Source organism: Microcoleus sp. EPA2 (genome assembly GCA_020882975.1).
Lineage (GTDB): Bacteria > Cyanobacteriota > Cyanobacteriia > Cyanobacteriales > Microcoleaceae > Microcoleus.
Genome location: JAHRFD010000032.1, coordinates 1 through 18,640 on the forward strand (window position 1 = coordinate 1; position 18,640 = coordinate 18,640).

General features: G+C 43.4%; 11 protein-coding genes and 1 pseudogene. 8 read left to right on the forward strand and 4 right to left on the reverse strand.

What is annotated here, in order from left to right; genetic code table 11:
• Positions 1-78 precede the first annotated feature (78 nt).
• A complete protein-coding gene (locus AAFP14_RS22250; protein ID WP_341734374.1) occupies positions 79-219 on the forward strand; it encodes a hypothetical protein in 141 nt (46 codons plus the stop codon).
• Between the two features lie 48 nt (positions 220-267).
• Positions 268-1,287, forward strand: a pseudogene (locus AAFP14_RS22255) (McrC family protein); the annotation flags it as partial.
• Positions 1,288-1,526: 239 nt separating this feature from the next.
• Here AAFP14_RS22255 and AAFP14_RS22260 read toward each other — a convergent pair.
• Positions 1,527-2,531: a phosphoribulokinase gene (locus AAFP14_RS22260; RefSeq protein ID WP_341734375.1), complete on the reverse strand. Its 1,005-nt coding sequence runs from the start codon at positions 2,529-2,531 to the stop codon at positions 1,527-1,529.
• Positions 2,532-3,262: 731 nt separating this feature from the next.
• On the opposite strand from AAFP14_RS22260, the gene petH reads away from it, so the two are divergent.
• From petH to AAFP14_RS22275, 3 genes are all read left to right on the forward strand, one after another.
• On the forward strand, positions 3,263-4,468 hold the full coding sequence (gene petH / locus AAFP14_RS22265) for a ferredoxin--NADP reductase (protein WP_341734376.1): 1,206 nt from the start codon (positions 3,263-3,265) through the stop codon (positions 4,466-4,468).
• A 281-nt stretch (positions 4,469-4,749) separates the two neighbouring features.
• Positions 4,750-5,463 carry a Uma2 family endonuclease gene (locus AAFP14_RS22270; protein ID WP_341734377.1) on the forward strand — a complete coding sequence of 238 codons (714 nt, stop codon included), beginning with the start codon at positions 4,750-4,752 and terminating at the stop codon, positions 5,461-5,463.
• A 116-nt stretch (positions 5,464-5,579) separates the two neighbouring features.
• Positions 5,580-6,896, forward strand: a complete 1,317-nt coding sequence (locus tag AAFP14_RS22275) for a homoserine dehydrogenase (protein WP_341734378.1) — start codon at positions 5,580-5,582, stop codon at positions 6,894-6,896.
• Positions 6,897-6,972: 76 nt separating this feature from the next.
• On the opposite strand, the gene AAFP14_RS22280 is transcribed toward AAFP14_RS22275, so the two are convergent.
• Positions 6,973-7,761, reverse strand: coding sequence for a DUF4058 family protein (locus AAFP14_RS22280; protein WP_341734379.1), 789 nt, complete (start codon positions 7,759-7,761; stop codon positions 6,973-6,975).
• Positions 7,762-7,880: 119 nt separating this feature from the next.
• Positions 7,881-9,710, reverse strand: coding sequence for a threonine--tRNA ligase (gene thrS / locus AAFP14_RS22285; protein WP_341734380.1), 1,830 nt, complete (start codon positions 9,708-9,710; stop codon positions 7,881-7,883).
• Between the two features lie 278 nt (positions 9,711-9,988).
• Here thrS and AAFP14_RS22290 point away from each other — a divergent pair, with 278 nt between their 5' ends.
• The 3 genes from AAFP14_RS22290 to AAFP14_RS22300 all read left to right on the forward strand — a co-directional run bounded on the left by AAFP14_RS22290 (position 9,989) and on the right by AAFP14_RS22300 (position 12,952).
• Positions 9,989-10,318 carry a DUF2605 domain-containing protein gene (locus tag AAFP14_RS22290; protein WP_341734381.1) on the forward strand — a complete coding sequence of 110 codons (330 nt, stop codon included), beginning with the start codon at positions 9,989-9,991 and terminating at the stop codon, positions 10,316-10,318.
• Between the two features lie 155 nt (positions 10,319-10,473).
• Entirely contained in the window at positions 10,474-10,785 is a 312-nt protein-coding gene (locus AAFP14_RS22295; protein ID WP_340518289.1) for a DUF2973 domain-containing protein, read from the forward strand.
• 178 nt (positions 10,786-10,963) lie between these two features.
• Positions 10,964-12,952 (forward strand): DICT sensory domain-containing protein, encoded by a 1,989-nt coding sequence (locus AAFP14_RS22300; RefSeq protein WP_341734382.1) that lies wholly within the window; start codon positions 10,964-10,966, stop codon positions 12,950-12,952.
• A 162-nt stretch (positions 12,953-13,114) separates the two neighbouring features.
• Here the strand turns inward: AAFP14_RS22300 and AAFP14_RS22305 are convergent, their stop codons facing one another.
• Entirely contained in the window at positions 13,115-18,538 is a 5,424-nt protein-coding gene (locus AAFP14_RS22305) for an ATP-binding sensor histidine kinase (protein WP_341734383.1), read from the reverse strand.
• Between the last annotated feature and the right edge of the window lie 102 nt (positions 18,539-18,640).

Here is an 18,640-nt window from a genome sequence, read left to right on the forward strand (position 1 = left end):
ACTTCAAGTCGGGATAGGGCATTGCCACGACTCTAAATGTACGCAGAGAGAAGGTAAGACCACTTGTGGCACATCTCGATGAAGCGTAAAGAATCCCCGCGCGTTTACGCCGGGGAGTATGTCAAAGAATATCAATTAGCAACTTTTGAACAAAACTCAATCCCCGAATCAGTAGGACAAAAAATATACCATAATTATGGTAAGGAAATCGAGATATAATTTCCCAACTTTAAAACAAGAGATAAATGGCACTTAAAATCTAAAGGCAGAGTTGGCAACATTCCCATCACTCCAGAATTTCATATTGCTATCCGCCCAAAGGTTCCCATAAACAACATCTTCGGAATGCTTGACTATGCCTACAACCTGAAGATAAAATTTCCCGAAGGACAGATTCAGTGCCAATTTTTAGAACAAGCTTACGAGACATTAGCTAACATTCTTGCTCAAAAAATTCTAGAACGCTGTCGCAAAGGACTATATCGCGATTACTTACCCAAAACCGAAAGACTCGCCTACATTCGCGGCCGCGTCGATTTGCGATCGGCCATTCAAAAACCTTGGGATGTTAAACTAAAATGCGACTATCACGAACAAACAGGCGATATCGAAGACAATCAAATACTCGCTTGGACACTCTTCATAATTGGGCGCAGCGGTTTGTGCCGCGAATCTGTTTCATCCACTGTGCGAAAAGCTTTTCACGCACTCCAAGGATTTGTGACATTAAAACATTTTAAATCTGAAGCTTGTATCGATCGCACTTATCACCGTTTGAATCAAGATTATCAACTTTTACACGCCTTATGTCGCTTCTTTTTAGATAACACAGGGCCTAGTCACGAAATAGGCGATCGCGAAATGCTCCCTTTTCTCATAGACATGGCTAAATTATATGAACAATTTGTCGCTGAATGGCTCAACGCAAATACACCAAAAGGCTTTTTTGTCAAACAACAGCACCGAGTCACCCACGACCAAAACTATTCCGATCGCATCGACTTACTGCTGTGCGATATTGCAACAAGTAAAGTCCGGTACGTCCTCGACACAAAATACAAAGCTCCCGATAAAGTAGCCAGTAATGACATTCATCAAATAGTTGCTTACGCCAATGCGTTAAACTGCCAAAATGCAATTCTCATCTACCCGCAAAACCTCAAACAGCCACTAGACATAAAACATGGTGATATCCAAGTTCGCAGTCTAACCTTTTCCCTAGATAGCGACCTCCATGAAGCCGGAGAAACCTTCTTAAAATCTCTACTTCCAAACACCCTCCCCTAACTCCAATACGGTTCAGTTAAAAGTGTTTATTCCTCGGAGATCCCCCTAAATCCCCCTTAAGAAGGGGGACTTTGAGTAAGTTCTTGTCCCCCCCTTCTTAAGGGGGGCTAGGGGGGATCGGGCTTAACTAAACTGTATTGCCCCTAACTCTACTCTGCGCCCTCTGCGCCCTCTGTGGTTCATTTTATCCACAAAAAAAGAGGCGCGATCGCGCCTCCCAAATCTTTCATGTTCCCGTTCTAAACACTAACAGCTACTTTCGATTCCTTTGCAGTCAACTTCTCGTAAGTCGCCCGCATTTTCAATCCTACCAAGACTTGGAATAAACCAGTTCCATTATTGGAACCAGGATACTCGCGGTGCTGGAGCAATAGGTGAGTTAACTCGCCTTCATACTTCGCAGAAGTCTTGCTCAAATGGCTTTCGATGTAAATCACTTCTTCGAGATTTTCAAACTGACCGTCTACTTCCAAAATCGATACTTCGTGGCCGTAGAAAGAGTCTGGTCCGTAGTACATCTTAATTCCGGGATAGGAACAAGTTAGTTTCCGGCCGCAAGGAACCCAGTTAATTGTTGAACCTTCGTCAAACAAATACGCAGGTTCAAAATTGGCGACACCTTCGCGCTGGATCATCTGCACCCGCAGAACTTTCCGCTCTTTGTCATCCTTAATTAGATTGGTCGGCAATACTTGAATTACCACATCGGCATATTGCTTTTGTGGGTCGATGTAGGCGGTAAAATCGGGTTTGCGAGCGTTGATCGCAAACAGCACGTCTTCGTAACGGTGGCCCCGTTCCGCCATGTCGCGCTGGATTTTCCAAGCGATTTTTACTTCGTCGCTGATGTCGAGGTAGACGCTGAAGTCGAGGAGCGATCGCACTCGCTCATCATACAGCGGGTGCAATCCTTCAATCACGATCACATGATTCGGCTCAACGCGCTCGGGAGGATCGAGCAGGCCGGTTTCGTGGTTGTAAATCGGTTTGTCGATTCCTCGGCCTTCTTTGAGCGCTTTCATTTGCTCGGCCATTAGGTCGAAATTGTTGGCTCTGGGGTCAAGGGCTGTAATCCCTGTTTCTTTGCGCTGTTTGCGATCGAGACAATGATAGTCGTCCAGACAGATTACGGTAACGAAATCTTCCCCGAACAAATCTGTCAATCGGCGCAAAAAGGTAGATTTTCCGCACCCGGAGTCTCCGGCAACGCCAATTAAAACCACGCGATCCGGCTTAGTTGTCATAGTTTCCCTCTAAAAAAATCAATGTTTACTAACTCAAGTGTAGATTCCACAAAATTGCAGCCCATAGGTAGCTACCAACAAGCTTGATGTGGCTTTACTACCCCGACGGGATCGAGCAAAACCACCATACAGCAGTCTGTTGACTGCCTGCTAGGGAAGACCCAAGCAATTTTCAAGGCAAGTAATTAATAGCTTGTAAAAGTATAGTCATTTATGTATGACATGGGAGGCGTAAATCCTTCTCCTTTCTTTTTTACTTCCAGCGAATGGACCCTTCTCAAGCTGAACTACACAGCTCCCTATCCCATGGCACAAGGCATTTGGGATTGCTTGGGCATAAGACCGTAAGATCTATTAACACTAACTTTAGTAGTTAATCTTACCAGAATGCGATCGCCCCCTACAAGCTCAACGTCGATTTGAGATTTGAGATTTGAGAATTAACGTCGTTTATCGGGGCTGCACCCCCGATCGGGTAAAATAGTCGCAGTACGCAGACAACAATAGCTATAAGTCAACACCTGAACACAACCGGGCGAGGTTCGTGGGCGTGTTCGGCTAATTGGGAATTGGGGACGCGATCGAGCAAAACTTGACACGCCCGCCCAGGGCGGTGAGGCTGAAAGATTAACGCGACCAATTAGTCCCGATGACCTTAAGAAAAAAGTAAATTGAGTCTACGGTCACATTCTCTATCTTTATAACTCTGTATCGTGAAGGAAAAGCAACAAATGTACAGCCCAAGCATATCTGGTGTTGCGACCAGCTCCATATCAGGCAGTCGCATCTTTGTCTATGAAGTCGAGGGCATGCGTCAAAGCTGCGAAACTGACCAAACAAGTAACCCGATTCGTCGTAGTGGCAGCGTGTTTATCGCCGTCCCCTACGATCGCATGAATCAGGAAATGCGGAGGATTACTCGCATGGGTGGCAAAATAGTCAGCATTCGACCCTCCAACGACGCTCCCAAAACTCATGGCACTGTAGCACCAGAACTTGGACAACAGAGTCAGAAATCTGGAGAAACAACTAAGCCCATGACTCAAGCAAAGGAAAAGGTTCAGGTTCCAGTTAACCTCTACAAGCCCGCCAATCCCTATATTGGCAAGTGCATCTCTACAGAAGAATTGGTCAGAGAAGGCGGCGATGGCACTGTCCGCCACGTCACTTTTGACATCTCTGGAGGCAATTTGCACTATCTGGAAGGTCAAAGTATTGGCATTATTCCAGATGGTACTGATAAGAACGGTAAACCTCACAAAATTCGGCTTTATTCCATCGCCTCTACCCGTCACGGAGATAATTTGGATGACAAAACAGTCTCTCTGTGCGTCCGTCGGCTAGAGTACAAAAGCCCAGAAACCGGCGAACAAGTCTTTGGTGTTTGTTCGACTTTTCTGACAGGTTTGGAACCAGGGGCTGATGTCAAAATCACTGGCCCAGTAGGCAAAGAAATGTTATTGCCAGAAGATGAAGATGCCACCATTATTATGATGGCTACTGGTACAGGCATTGCTCCTTTCCGCGCTTATTTGTGGCGGATGTTTAAAGAAAACAATCCTGATTACAAATTCAAAGGTTTAGCTTGGCTGTTCTTTGGCGTGGCTTATACTCCCAACATTCTGTACAAGGAAGAGTTGGAGAAATTGCAGGCAGAATTCCCCGATAATTTCCGATTGACCTATGCCATCAGCCGCGAGCAAAAAAATGTTGACGGCGGCAAGATGTACATTCAAAATCGGATTCAAGAAAACGCTGATGAATTGTGGGAGTTGGTTCAAAAACCCAAAACTCACACTTATATCTGCGGCTTGAAAGGGATGGAAGGTGGAATTGATGAAGGAATGTCGGCTGCTGCTGGCAAGTTCGGAGTCGAGTGGTCTGCCTATCAGAAACAATTGAAGAAAGACCATCGCTGGCACGTTGAAACCTATTAATGTGTAAGGTGATTTAATTCTCAGTTGTAGGGCGGGCTTTGCTCGCCCTACAACTGTTTTAGACTGGTATAGCAGTTGATAGTTATACCAATTTTTTATGAGGCTGCATAGAATTCGATATCGTGGACGGAGAGGGTAGGCACGGTGGCACTACCCCTACAAAACGATGATTTATCTGAGAATGAAACAGCCCTAGGATTAGATATTACAGAATGCCGACACCACAAGAGTTTAAAGTGTAAAATATAAAGTAAGCGCACCGAAAAGGGGAGATAATTGACATGATCCTAATTTCTACCCAACAACTGACATTTGAAGAGTATCTGAATTACCAGGGAGAATCAGGTGTTTGTTATGAGTTATATCGGGGACATCTCATCGAAATGCCAACACCCACAGCTATACATATCAAAATTTGTGAATTTTTAGTTTACCAGTTCCGGCGCTTTTTTGCTACACATAACTTGCCGCTAGTTGCCGTTGTCACTACCGCAGTCCGAACTGAGGAAAACTCGGCGCGAGTTCCTGATGTGATAATTTGCACTCAGAGTCTTTGGGAACAAGTCTGTGCCCAAGCTGGTTCGGCAGTCTTGGACTTTGAAGAAAAACCCCTATTAGTGATAGAAGTTACCAGTCAAAATTGGCGGGATGACTACATCCGTAAACGGGCAGAATATGACTTAATTGATATCCTCGAATATTGGATCGTAGACCCCAATTTACTCAAAATACGAGTGTGTAGCCGTCCCGACAATGAAGGTGGTTATTCTCACCAGGAATTTTTGCCGGGACAGCAGGTTCAGTCTGTACAGTTCCCTGAATTTATTTTATCGGTGAATGAAGTGCTCTCTGGGCCGCTAGTAGAAGATTTAATTCGAGAAGAACAAGCACAGCGACAGCAGCTAGAACAGCAAAATCAGGAACTGGGACAGCAAGTCGAAAGATTGGCCCAGCGACTCCGAGAAATGGGGGTAAACATGGATGCAGAACTGTAGAATTCTGAGCTCAAATTAGATCCCCGACTTCTTTAAGAAGTAGGGGGTGGTATTCTGTCAATGCGCGAATATCATACAATGATTGTAGGTTAAGTCAGTTTCAACGGGTCAAAGTCGTGGGTTTCAAAATTGGTTTGCTAGGTTTAGGTACAGTTGGTGCGGGAACTGCAGAGATTTTGCTCTCTACAGATGGCCGCCATCCGCTGTTGCAGGAATTGGAAATCTATCGGGTGGGTGTGCGCGATATTTCTCGAACTCGGTCTTTACAATTGCCAGAAAATGTGCTGACAACTGACCTGGAAGCGATCGTCACTGACCCGGAAGTTGATATTGTAGTAGAATTGATCGGGGGATTGGAACCGGCCCGATCGCTCATTCTCCAGGCTATTGCTAACGGTAAGCACGTTGTCACCGCCAACAAAGCTGTGATTTCCCGCTACGGTCAAGAAATATTTGAAGCAGCCAACGCAAAAGGCATTTATGTAATGTTAGAAGCTGCTGTCGGTGGCGGCATTCCAGTCATCCAAACTCTCAAACAATCCTTGGGTGCAAACCGCATTCAAACCGTAATTGGCATCGTCAACGGCACAACTAATTACATCCTGACACGGATGCAAACAGAAGGTGCAGACTTTGCTGAAGTCCTTGCCGATGCCCAGCAATTAGGTTACGCTGAAGCTGACCCCACAGCGGATGTAGACGGATTAGATGCTGCTGATAAAATCGCTATTTTAGCTTCCCTAGCTTTTGGAGGCCGGATTAAATTAGCAGATGTTTACTGCGAAGGTATCAGACAAGTTACGGCCTCTGATATTGACTATGCAGACAAACTGGGATTTGTAATTAAGTTGCTAGCTATTGCTCAAAACAACTACCAAACTTCGGAAGAAAATGGGGATAAAAAAAACGAACTTATTTCGATTCGGGTGCATCCTACCTGCGTGCCAAAAACTCATCCGCTGGCAAGTGTCAACGGGGTTTATAATGCAATTTTAGTGGAAGGAAAGCCGATCGGGCAATTGATGCTGTACGGGCGCGGTGCCGGTGCCGGACCCACCGCTAGTGCGGTAGTCTCCGATATTCTGAACATTGCAGCTATTCTGAAAACCGAAACTGTTCCGATTCCCCATCCTTTGCTCAGTTGCAATCACCAACACTATTCCCAAATAGCAAAAATGGACGAACTGGTAACGCGGTTTTATGCTCGTTTCCTGACTCGCGATACTCCGGGGGTAATTGGGAAATTAGGGACTTGTTTCGGCAACCACAAAGTTAGTTTACAATCTGTTGTGCAGACGGGAATTCATGGCGATTTAGCAGAAATTGTAGTTGTTAGTCACGATGTTAAAGAAGGCAATTTCCAACAGGCGATCGCAGAAATTAGGGCGATGGAATCCATTCATAGCATTGCTAGTATTCTGCGAGTTTTGTAAAAATTAATTTGTGATGGCGGGTTTCATCAACAATATTTGCTAATAATTGACCAACTCTCAAACCCGCCTTCGCTTACTATTTCCTTAATCTTTGCTCCCGCAGCAGAGAATCAGCCCAAGCAGCATCGGCTTCCGAGAGCGCGGGAACCGGTTCCGCGTTATAATCTATTCTAAAATCATAGGCTGCGCGATCGTAAACCTCATTTAATAACCCTTGTAAATCTACAATTGGTTCCCCATCCTCTGCACGCAAAGGTAATGAAAACTGAGGAATCCTATCTGGTAAATTGAAAAGGTACAAATCTGCCACAGGTCTTAGATTTGAGCGACTTACCAAAATTCGATATCTTTGCTCAATATCGTTAGCAAACACTGGTAAAGGTTGGTAACTTCGCAGCAAGTCAATCTCTACCATATGAGTGCGACTACCAAACACTTTTTTGCGCTTTTTTTCATAAATTTCTCGCCCTTTTCCCGGTCGTTTGTTAGCTGGAGAAAGCACTTCAATCACCGTCACTACGTTTTTACTCTCTGTTTGGATTATCTGTAAATAACTTAGTTTTAATTCCCGTGGCAAAGGTATTTTAACTTTCAAATATTGGTCTGGAGGAGCGGCAACGGCAACATTAGAATTAGTCTCTGTGCCGGGAGTCGGTGAGCGCTGCGTTGTGGCATCAGACATGGTAATTAATAAAGCATCTTCGCCGCTGATTTGATAAATTCTTTGTTCGATATCTACTAAATATTTAGGCAGTAGTTGGGGAGTTAACAAATCGGCGATCGCCACTATTAACCTATTATGAAAAGAACCCCATAATTCAGGATTTTCTAAATAAGGATTCATCCCTGGAAATGGATTAGTCATTAATTTCACTCCTGTTGATTTACCTAATTTTAATATTTTACCCAGTCGAGTAGAAAAACGCAGACAATCTCAAAATATTATCTGCGTTAATCTCCGTTCATCTGCGGTAAAAAAAATCCCTAAAAATCCCCGTAACTACTAATAGCCCCCTGTAATCTTACCATCACCTCATCAACCAAAATCGCCCCCAACTCCCCAGAAACACGAGTCCGAATATTCAAACTATTCGCCTCAACTTCCTTAGCACCGACAACACCCATCACCGGAATTTTATCCTTCTCTGCATTACGAATCAACTTACCCAAACGCTCATTACTATCATCAGCTTCAGCACGAATGCCTAGAGCCTTCATCTTCGCAGCCACTTCCTTGGCAAAGGGCAAAAATTCACTGCTAACAGGTAACAAACGCACTTGAATGGGCGCTAACCATAGTGGAAAATCCCCCGCATACTGCTCGATCAAAATTCCGATCAAGCGTTCTAAAGAACCGAAAGGAGCGCGGTGAATCATCACCGGGCGCTTGCGAGTGCCATCTTCAGCAACATATTCTAAGTCAAAGCGATCGGGCAAATTGTAATCTACCTGAACAGTTCCTAATTGCCATTCGCGGTCCAAAACATCTTGGAAAATGAAATCGAGTTTTGGCCCGTAAAATGCCGCTTCCCCAATTCCTTCAAAATAGTTCATTCCCAAGGTTTCCACCGCGCGGCGAATCGCACCCTGAGCTTTTTCCCAAGCTTCATCGGAACCGATATATTTCTCTAAATTGTCCGGATCGCGGAAACTCAAACGGGCTTTAAAATTCTTGAGTTGTAGACTCTTGAATACTGACAGAATCAAATCTACTACGCTCAAAAATTCTGCATCCAATTGTTCCGGGGTGACAAATAAGTGAGAATCATCCACTGTAAAGCCACGAACTCTGGTTAAACCGCCCAATTCTCCCGATTGTTCGTAACGGTAAACTGTGCCGAATTCTGCTAAGCGCATCGGCAATTCCCGATAGGAGCGGAGTTCGCTTTTGTAAATTTGAATGTGGAAGGGGCAATTCATGGGTTTCATGACAAAACCCTGTTCGTTGGCTGCGGCTTCCTCATCTTCTGCCATCAGCGGAAACATATCTTCTTTGTATTTCTGCCAATGTCCAGAGATTTTGAATAAATCGACTCTGGCGATGTGGGGAGTTACTACTTGCAGATAGCCGCGTTTGATTTGTTCTTGTTTCAAGAAGTCTTCTAAAATACTTCTCAAAACAGTGCCTTTTGGTGTCCACAAAGGCAAGCCTGGACCTACTGCATCGGCGAAGATAAATAAGCCTAATTCTTTACCTAATTTGCGGTGATCCCGTCTTAGGGCTTCTTCTTTGCGGTGTTTGTAGGCTGCTAATTGTTCGGGGGTTTCCCAGGCGGTACCGTAAATGCGTTGTAGCTGGGCTTTGGTTTCGTCCCCGCGCCAATAGGCTCCTGCTAGGCTTTCGAGTTCGATCGCCTTTGGATTCAATTCACTGGTATTGTCTAAGTGAGGCCCGGCGCACAAATCCCACCATTCGTCGCCCAAATGGTAAAGGGTAATGGGTTCGATCAAACCTTCGAGAATTTCTAATTTGTAAGGTTCGTTAATTGCCTGAATTCTGCTTTGTGCTTCTTCGCGGCTGACTTCTTCGCGAATTACAGGCAATTTGCGGTTGATGATTTTGATCATCTCTTTTTTAATGGCTTTTAAATCCTGTTCCGTAAATGGTTCGGGAGTGTCAAAGTCATAGTAAAAACCGTTTTCAATCCAAGGGCCAATGGTTACTTGAGCCTTGGGAAATAATTTCTGCACCGCCATCGCCATGACATGGGATGTAGTGTGGCGAATTTTTTTTAGTTGCTCCGACTCGCTGGTGCGGGGCAAATCAATTTTAGCGGGCTGTTCTGGAACGGAAAGGGATTCTGAGCTAGACATCGGTTGATTTAGCAATTAATTTAGTTGCACTGGGTTCTATCTTACTCAGATTGGGAGAACAACCGCCCACTTAATGCTTTGGGGTATCTGGCGAATTTACTGAAAGCAGCCGAGGTGCAATGTCTGGATTCATGCCTAGGGTTGTTTTCTCCCATCCCCAATCCCAAATCCCTCGTCGGCTTTAACAATCGCCCATAAGTTGAATTTTTGTTAAAAAAATGTTACAATTTGTAAATAGCATCTAAGATTACAATAGATAAATAACCCAATTTTGATCCATGCTTAATCCCGACTTGCCGGAAGCCGAATTGCTAAAATCCTTACTGCAACCGCTGTTAGAGGATTTTAAATACTGGTTTGCTCGCTCGGCAACTCTTTTAGAAACTGAGGAAATCGCCTTTTTGAGCAGTGAAGCACAATCGGACTTGTTAGGGAGAGTTGAACAAGCTCAGCAAGAAGTAAATGCTGCGATCGCTTTATTTCAAGCAACCGGAGGTCAAGTTGGGATTGAAACCGCCGCCCTGATGCCGTGGCACAGGCTTCTGGCAGAATGCTGGCAAGTATCGTCGCGATTTCGCTCATCCCAGTCGGCCAAGCTTGGCAGATAAGGTGATTTCCAATTAAACGCGCTGTCCAATCCCCAACCAAGGAAATATGGGCAGCAGACTTGACAACCTCAAAAAGATTTCCAGTTAATAATTTATTAATTGCTGAAACACATTTGTAAATTGCTGTGTGGCTGTTTAGCCCGGAGGAAAAAATCATGTTACATCTGCTTTATATCCTAGCTTTTACCGTTCTTGCCTTTCTGGCGGTGGGTAACTTAATCCGTAGCTTAGTCACGGTGGGGATGGAGTCCCAGCGCCCTCAACAATTTAGACATCCTCATCGTTACGCATCCTCTTCTCGCTCTCAAAGTGTGCCGCATCCCGAACTTTTAGATGAATACGGAAACATAGTCAACGAGCCTCTGTTAGTGATGCGTTCGCTTAGTGTACAAGATGCCCGCGAACAATTGGATGCTCTCTACAAATCATCTCCCGGTGGCAGTGACGAAGGTGGCGAGCTAGTCTAATTCGGGGAAACGCACAGCATTTATACTTACGCGATCGGGGTCAGAAAAAAATAATTAACCGTTAGTTTGTAAGTAATGGCTAATTAGTGGTGTTTTTTGAGAGATACTAAAAAGGGATCGATCTAAAGTGTCGATCGCTCCCGTTTTGTCATCGGCAAAAATGCTCGCTTAAGGCTAGATGATCGTCTCTATTTCATTACTCGCAGAACTTCTGCAAGCTTTGCCCCAGCTACGGGCCCAAATTTATTTCAAATCTTCCATGACAGCGCTGTCTCACGCGATGGAAGACTTGGTTTTGGCAGGTTCTGATGAACCGTTAGTCATTGCTAGCTTTCAGCGAGAGCGATTTTATCGCCAGGAAGCTCACCGCTATCGGCGCATTTCCGATCGCTCATCTCAGGTATACGTGCTAGCAGCACCGGAAACTGACTTTAAAAACTCCTCGGAATTTTACGAAACTGTGGCTTTCGATCCAGAGGATGGATTAAGCCAAGAGTGGCACTTAGTGGTCATCGGAGAAAACTACTCAACTTGTCTGATTTGTCAAGAAAAATTTATCCCTCTGGAAAATCAGGATGAGCGAGAACCACTATTGATGGATCAAGCTCGTAGATTTGAGGGAATTTGGACTTTCGATCGCGATGTAAGTTGCAAAGCAGCCCAATTGCTGCTCGATCGCATTGTCAAATATCGCCCCGAATTAGCCGAAAAAATCGAAGGAGCGCAAACAAGTTATAATCTGGTCAAAAAACCGAAAAAATCCCGGAAAACCGAGACGACCAAAGCTGCCAAACCAGAGAAAACTTTAGGGAAAACTGCCAAAATCCCCAATCCTAAACTCAGCGATGCTTTTACCGAGCGGTTGGTGACTTACTTGCAAGCGGGTCAACACAAACTGCTGAAAGCCTACGGTGCGATCGCGGCCCAAGAACGCAAAGAACGCTTGGTGAATACGATCACAACGGCCATGCGGCAATCGCTGAATCCTCAAGAAATAGTGGAAGTGGCAGTGCAAGAACTGGGTACAGCTTTGTCAGCAAACCGTTGTTTGATTTATCGCTGCAAAGCGACAGATATTGCCACTAAAATCGAGCGCGAGTTTTTGCGCCCCAGCACTAATTCCCTGCTAAATCAGACTTGGCCCTTGCAGGAAAATCCGATATTTCGTGATGCGGTGGCAAACCAAGAGCGAGTTTATATTCAAGATACAGCACAACATCCGCTGATTGTCAATACCAAATCCCTACAAAAGACTGTCCAAGAGCAGGAAATTGTCTCGTGGTTAATGGTGCCTGTGCTTTATCATGGGCGGATTTTGGGGATGGTGGAAATGCACCAGTGTCGATCGACTTTGGCTTGGGAAGAAGATGAACTGGCTCTAGTAGAGGCGATTGCTACTCAACTCGGTTCGGCCTTAATTCAAGCAGAAACCTACGCTAATTTAGAAGAACTCAATCAACAATTAGAAGCCTTAGACCGCACTCGTAGCAATCTCATTGCCATCACCGGACACGAACTCCGCACTCCCCTTTCTACGATTCAAGTATGTCTAGAAAGCTTGAATTCCGAACCAGATATGCCAGCAGAATTGCGGAAAATCATGTTAGAAACAGCCCTAGGCGATGCCGATAGAATGCGGAAACTCGTCCAGGATTTCCTCACTCTTTCCCACTTAGAAAGCGGTCGAGTGGAATGGAATGTGGAATCACTTACCTTGCAAGAATGCGTAGATTTAGCCCTCAGCAGCGTTAGAGCTCGTTCCTTTGATAGAAAGTTGCCGGAAATTATCACTGATGTATCCGCAGAATTGCCTCTAGTGCAAGCTGATGGCGAGTGGTTGGTAGAAGTGCTTTCCAAACTGTTAGATAACGCTTGCAAATTCACCACACCCCAGGGAAGCGTGACGGTTAGAGCTCAGTGTAACGGTTATCGGATGGTGGAAGTGCTGGTAGCGGATACGGGGAGAGGGATAGAGGCGAATAGTTTAAAAGTAGTGTTCGATCGATTTTATCAAGAAGAAGGAGCTTTGCGGCGCAGTGCCGGCGGTACGGGTTTAGGATTAGCAATTTGCAAACAGATTGTGGCTGGTTGGGGAGGTAAAATTTGGGTAGATTCCCCAGGAAAAGACAAAGGGAGTGAATTTCATTTCACTATTCCCACCGTATAAAATACCGAGATACGCGACTTTTTGCATAATTGGGCTATCCCACAAATAACCACTAATACCATTTTTGTAAAGTCCTACTACAGATGTAGTTCAAAGCCCCCCCTTAGTAAGGGGGGGGTTGGGGGGGTAGATATGTAGCGCTACTTTATGAAATTGGTATAACTACATCGGAATACTAATTACAAATTCCGTTCCTTTCCCCACCGATGAAAAACATTCCAAAGTCCCTCCATGTTTTTCGGTTACTATCTGATAACAAATCGACAAGCCCAATCCCGTTCCTTCCCCTTCTGCTTTAGTGGTAAAAAATGGAGTAAACAATTTTTCGAGGACGCTTTCTGGCATTCCCAAGCCGTTATCAGCGATCCGAATTACCAAGGTGTCCATTGTTTGTCCTAGTTTTTCGGAAATTCCGAAAGTAGAAATGGTAATTTTATTGGGATTTTTATCGATTTGTGCATAGGTTTTGCCCACATTAGATTCATCCAAAGCATCAATTGCATTAGCAATCAAGTTCATAAATACTTGATTCATTTGTCCTGGATAGCATTGTAATTTTGGTAACTCACCATAATATTTAATGATTTTAATTGCTGGTCGAGCTTGTTTGGCTTTCAGTCGGTGAGACAAAATCATCAAAGTAGTTTCAATTCCTTCGTGAATATCAACGGCTCTTTTTTGAGCGGTGTCGGTGCGGGAGTAGTTGCGGAGGGATTGCATGATATCCCGAATGCGATCGATTCCCAATTTCATGGAGGCCGTGGTTTTGGGCAAATCTTCTAATAGATATTCCAGTTCGATCGACTCAATTTCATCTTCAATTTGTTGTCCGGGTTCGGGAAATTTTTCTTGATAAAGATTGAGCAAATTAATCAAATCATCAATATATTCTTGAACGTGGTGCAAATTTCCCGAAATGAAACCAACAGGATTATTCACTTCGTGAGCAACTCCAGCCACCAGTTGTCCAAGTTGAGATATTTTTTCAGTTTGAACTAATTGTGCTTGAGTTTGTTGCAGTTGAATCACTGTGGCTTTTAACTCACGAGATTTTTCTTGTTCGCCAGCATAGAGACGGGCATTTTCAATGGCAATTGCCGCCTGGGCTGTCAATATTTGCAACAGTTTCAATCGCTCCTTTGTAAACGCACCCACCACCAGATTATTTTCTAAATAAACTACACCAATCGACTTGCCCTGATAGAGAATAGGGGCGCACAAAAGCGATTTTGGTTTGTTTTTTTGAATATATAAATCCCCTTGATAAATGGTTTCTTTGGCTGCATTTGTCAAGAGTATTGGTTTCTGAGTCATCACCACATATTGAATCACAGAAATTGGCAGATCTGAACTATTTTTTAATAAAGTTGGCTCGTGGAAAACACGGAAATTTTGTTTGTGAATATTTAAGACTTCTATGGAAAGTTCCCCCTCTTTTTCGAGAATAATAGCTCCTTTTTCAGCTCCCGCATTTTCTAAAATAATATGGAGCAGTTTTGTTAACAATTTTTCTAAGACTATTTCACTAGAAATAGTCTGGGATGCTTTCATTACTGTTCCTACATCTAAAATGTTACCATCGGCAGAGGTACTGGCAGTGGTAGTGACTGTTATTTGATTATCGGATATTTTTTGAAACCAATCAGGATGGGAATGTTCTAATTGATTAACTTTGGCAGTAGCACCCCATTGGAGATAGCAAAAACGGGCATCATTAAGATATAATTTGGCGGAATTGTACCGATTTTGTGCTAAATAAAAGCGGGTGGCTAGTTCGTTGGCTAGGGCTGCATTTTGGATAAATCCGTTTTCCAGCGCTGAGGCGATGGATTGGTCGTAATATTCTGCGGCTGCATAATTATTTCCTGAGAGTCGCTCTATTTCTGCGTAAATTAATAAATATTTGTGTTGATAGTTGGCTGGGCAATGTTGTGCCAAATCTCGAAATTCTTCGAGGCTGATGTTGAGTTGTTCTCGGTATAGTTGACGATCGCGATCGCTGGCATTTGTAGCACCAGACGCCAGAGCGATCGCATAATGAAAACGAAAAACAGGATTGACAAAATGACCGGCACCACCTTTCAAAAACTCAGCCCCATCCAGGGCATATTCTAAGGCTAGATGGACGTCACCAAACCAGTTAGCAATAGTCAGTTTGTAAAGATAGATTACAAAAATCGTAGTCAGATCGGCAGAGGATTCAGCAAATTTTAACAGCGCTTCATCATCAATAAAAGTTTGAGGTATTTGGGCGGCTTCTAAGGTGCAGGTAAGTTGGGCGATCGCATTTTTGTTCAATAAGTGATAGGCTAACATATTGCGATCGATTTTTGACAACACCGGGATAAATTTATCCGTAATTTCTGTGGTTTTTTGTAGAGATTCATTCCCAAAAAAACAACTCCATACATAATTAATCGAAGCATAGCCAGACCACTGGTAAGCACCTGTTTCTATACCATTATTAAAGGCTTTCAGCATCAACAACTTGCACTCATCTATATATTTAATGTAATGCAAGGTTAAAGCCCCCCACATATGGAAAATACAAGCTCCCAACTCTTTAATATTCCAAGTTTCGTAGAGAGTGAGGGAGAGTTTTCCTGCTGCACAACCAGCCTCGATTTCACGATATTTAGTGATTAAAGTAAAGGCATATAAAGTGTAACCAAAGGCGGAAATTCGGCAATTACCATGCTCAACACTCCCTTGCACTAACTTGATAGCGCAGAGAAATTGAGCGTTGGGATTGGTAAAATAGGCAATGGGGAACAGTTCTTTCAAAATCCGGTGGGCTGCGAGTTTTAGCGGATCGGTGAGTAGGGGTAAATCTGCCAAATCGGCGATCGCCCGATCGCCAATCATCCCCTTCGTTTTCGCTAATTCACTAGCTAAAAAATCCTCATCTGGGTAAGCTTCAAATTCGACACCCAAAGATTGTAATGTTTCCACACCTAACTTGTAAGCAGCCGATAAATCATTTTTCATCCGCAAACAAGTCATTTTTAATTCATCGATTAAGCAATGTGATAATAAAGTTTTAGTCCTCGGAATAACTTCATCAAAAATAACTAAAGCTTCATCATTATTTCCATTCAAATATTCTGCTTCACCCCGTGCTATATTTAATTCTAAAGTCAAGGCATAATTATCTTGCCAGCTTGAGGCGGGTAAAGTGTTGCATCCAGTTTCAAAAAAAGTCTTTGCAGCTTCAAAAGCTGAAGCAAATTTAGCTATGTTGCCTGCTTGTAAATTTAGTTTTGCTAATTGATAAAATTCTTCATCGCTAGAAATCAACCCGCGAGCCAAGTTGAAATGATTGACAATATCAAAGATTTTTTCTTGGCGTTCGGCTTCATTAGTGTTCTGCAACAACAAACGTCCTAACTTCAAATGAACTGGTTGTTTCTGCGCATCAGGAATCATCACATAGGCTGCTTGTTGCACTCGATCGTGCAAGAACTTATAGCGCACCTTTGCGGCTGTTTTGTCCAATTTTTCCAATTCCTGCTCATCCAATACTTGCGCGACTCGATAGTTATTATCTACAGGTAAAATCAAACCTACTTGCAGTGCTTCCCACAACTCTCGCACTGTTTCAGTTAAAGATTGTTCGCTGGCTATGGACAAGAACTCTAAAGTAAATTCATTATCTATACAAGCAGCTAATTGTAAAATTCTTTGACTAGAAAGTGACAATCTTTGAATTTTTTTGATCATCAAATCAACGACATTTTCTGAAATCTTTTGCTGCTGAATTTGTTGAAGATTCCACTGCCATCCCTCGTTAATTGGATTAAATTGTAGTAAGCCATCTTGATGTAATGACTTCAGTAATTGTTTGAGAAAAAAGGGATTTCCTCCGGTTTTTTCTAACAATAGTTTACCCAGAATTTCCGCTTTCTTAAAATTCACATTCAGCGTTTCAGATACTAATTGATTTATCTGATAAAGTGTTAAGGGTTTTAATTGAATTTCTGTAATCGAAATTCCTTTAGCCCGAAGGGCATCATTTGCTAGCATCAAGGGATGGGTGGGACTGATTTCACCATCTCGATAGGCATTAATAACTAGCAAGTAAGGGTTTCTGGCGATGCAATTTTCTTGATACATCTTGACTGTTGCAGCATCTATCCACTGACAATCATCGAGAAATAATATTAAAGGATGTTCCGCAGTTGCTATGGCGTGGATAAACTGCTGCATGACTCGATTGAATCGATTTTGAGATTCAATCACACCAAGTTCGGGCACGGGAGGTTGCGGGCCTAAAATTAACTCTAATTCGGGGATAGCATCGATCGCAACTTGAGCATTGACACCCAAAGCATTCAGTAGTATTTTTCGCCACTGCGCTAACTGAGCTTGGCTTTCCATTAAAATTTGATTGACCAAACTCTTCATGGCTTGATTGAAAGAAGTGTAGGGAATATTGCGTTTAAATTGGTCGAATTTACCAGAAATAAAATAGCCGTGATTGCGAGTAGAATCCCGCATAATTTCCTGGACTAATACTGATTTACCAATGCCTGAATATCCCGATACCATCACAATTTCACTACCGCCTTTGCTAACTCGATCGAAGATTTGCAACAGTTGTTCGACTTGTTTTTCTCGTCCGTAGAGTTTTTGAGGTATGGATAACTGACTTCTAGCATCAAATTGACCGGGGATCAAGTCGGAAACTCTACCATGACTTTTAATTTGATTTTGGCACAGTTCTAAATCTGCTAACAATCCTGTGGCGCTTTGATAGCGGTCTTCGGCATTTTTTGCCATGAGTTTGGCGACAATTTGTGCTATAACTGGGGGAATATTTGGCTTTAATTCTCGAATTGGTGTCGGTTGTTTGGCAATGTGACAGTGTACCATTTCTAAGGGTTCGTTGCTCTGGAATGGTAATTGTTTTGTCAACAGTTCGTAAAACGTGACACCTAGGGAATAGAAATCGCTGCGGTAGTCTAGCTCTCGATTCATCCGCCCAGTTTGTTCTGGGGACATATAGGCGAGAGTGCCTTCTAGGCGATCGGGATTTTTTAAGTTGGGATATTCTTTGTTTAACCGAGAAGCAATGCTGAAATCAGTAAGTTTTACTTGTTCGGTTTCAGGATTAATGATAATGTTAGCAGGTTTAATATCTTTATGAATAATTTTATGATGATGAATATAAGTCAAAGCTTTTGATAAGGACACCGCAATATTGAGAAACTGGGCGAGGGATAATTCGGAATCTTGCCAGGGTATATTTTCTATTGTTTGAGCTTCGGGATTGGAGCGATAACCTAGGCTGGTCATCCATTTTCTCAGCGATCGCCCTCCCATATCTTCTAAAATTAATAATAAGCAATTTTGAGAATTTTCAATACCATAAACTTTGATGAGGTGCTGACAGTCTAGATGTTGAGTAATTTGATACTCGTGCTTGAGTCTGGCTAGCTGGTCTAGGGTGGGACAGTCGGTGTTTAAAACTTTAAGAATCACAAACTGTCCATCGGCTCTCGATACCGCGCGATAGATAACTGTGTGAGCTCCTTGGTGGATGATTTCTTGGAGCTCATAACCAGAAAATCCTGAAGCTGGGAACATGGTTTGTCCTTTCAATTGGGTAGATTGGTTTGTTATTCTAGAATGCCAGATATGCCGTCAAGTTCAATTACGGGAACTCGGCTGGTCTGAACATAAGTTGGC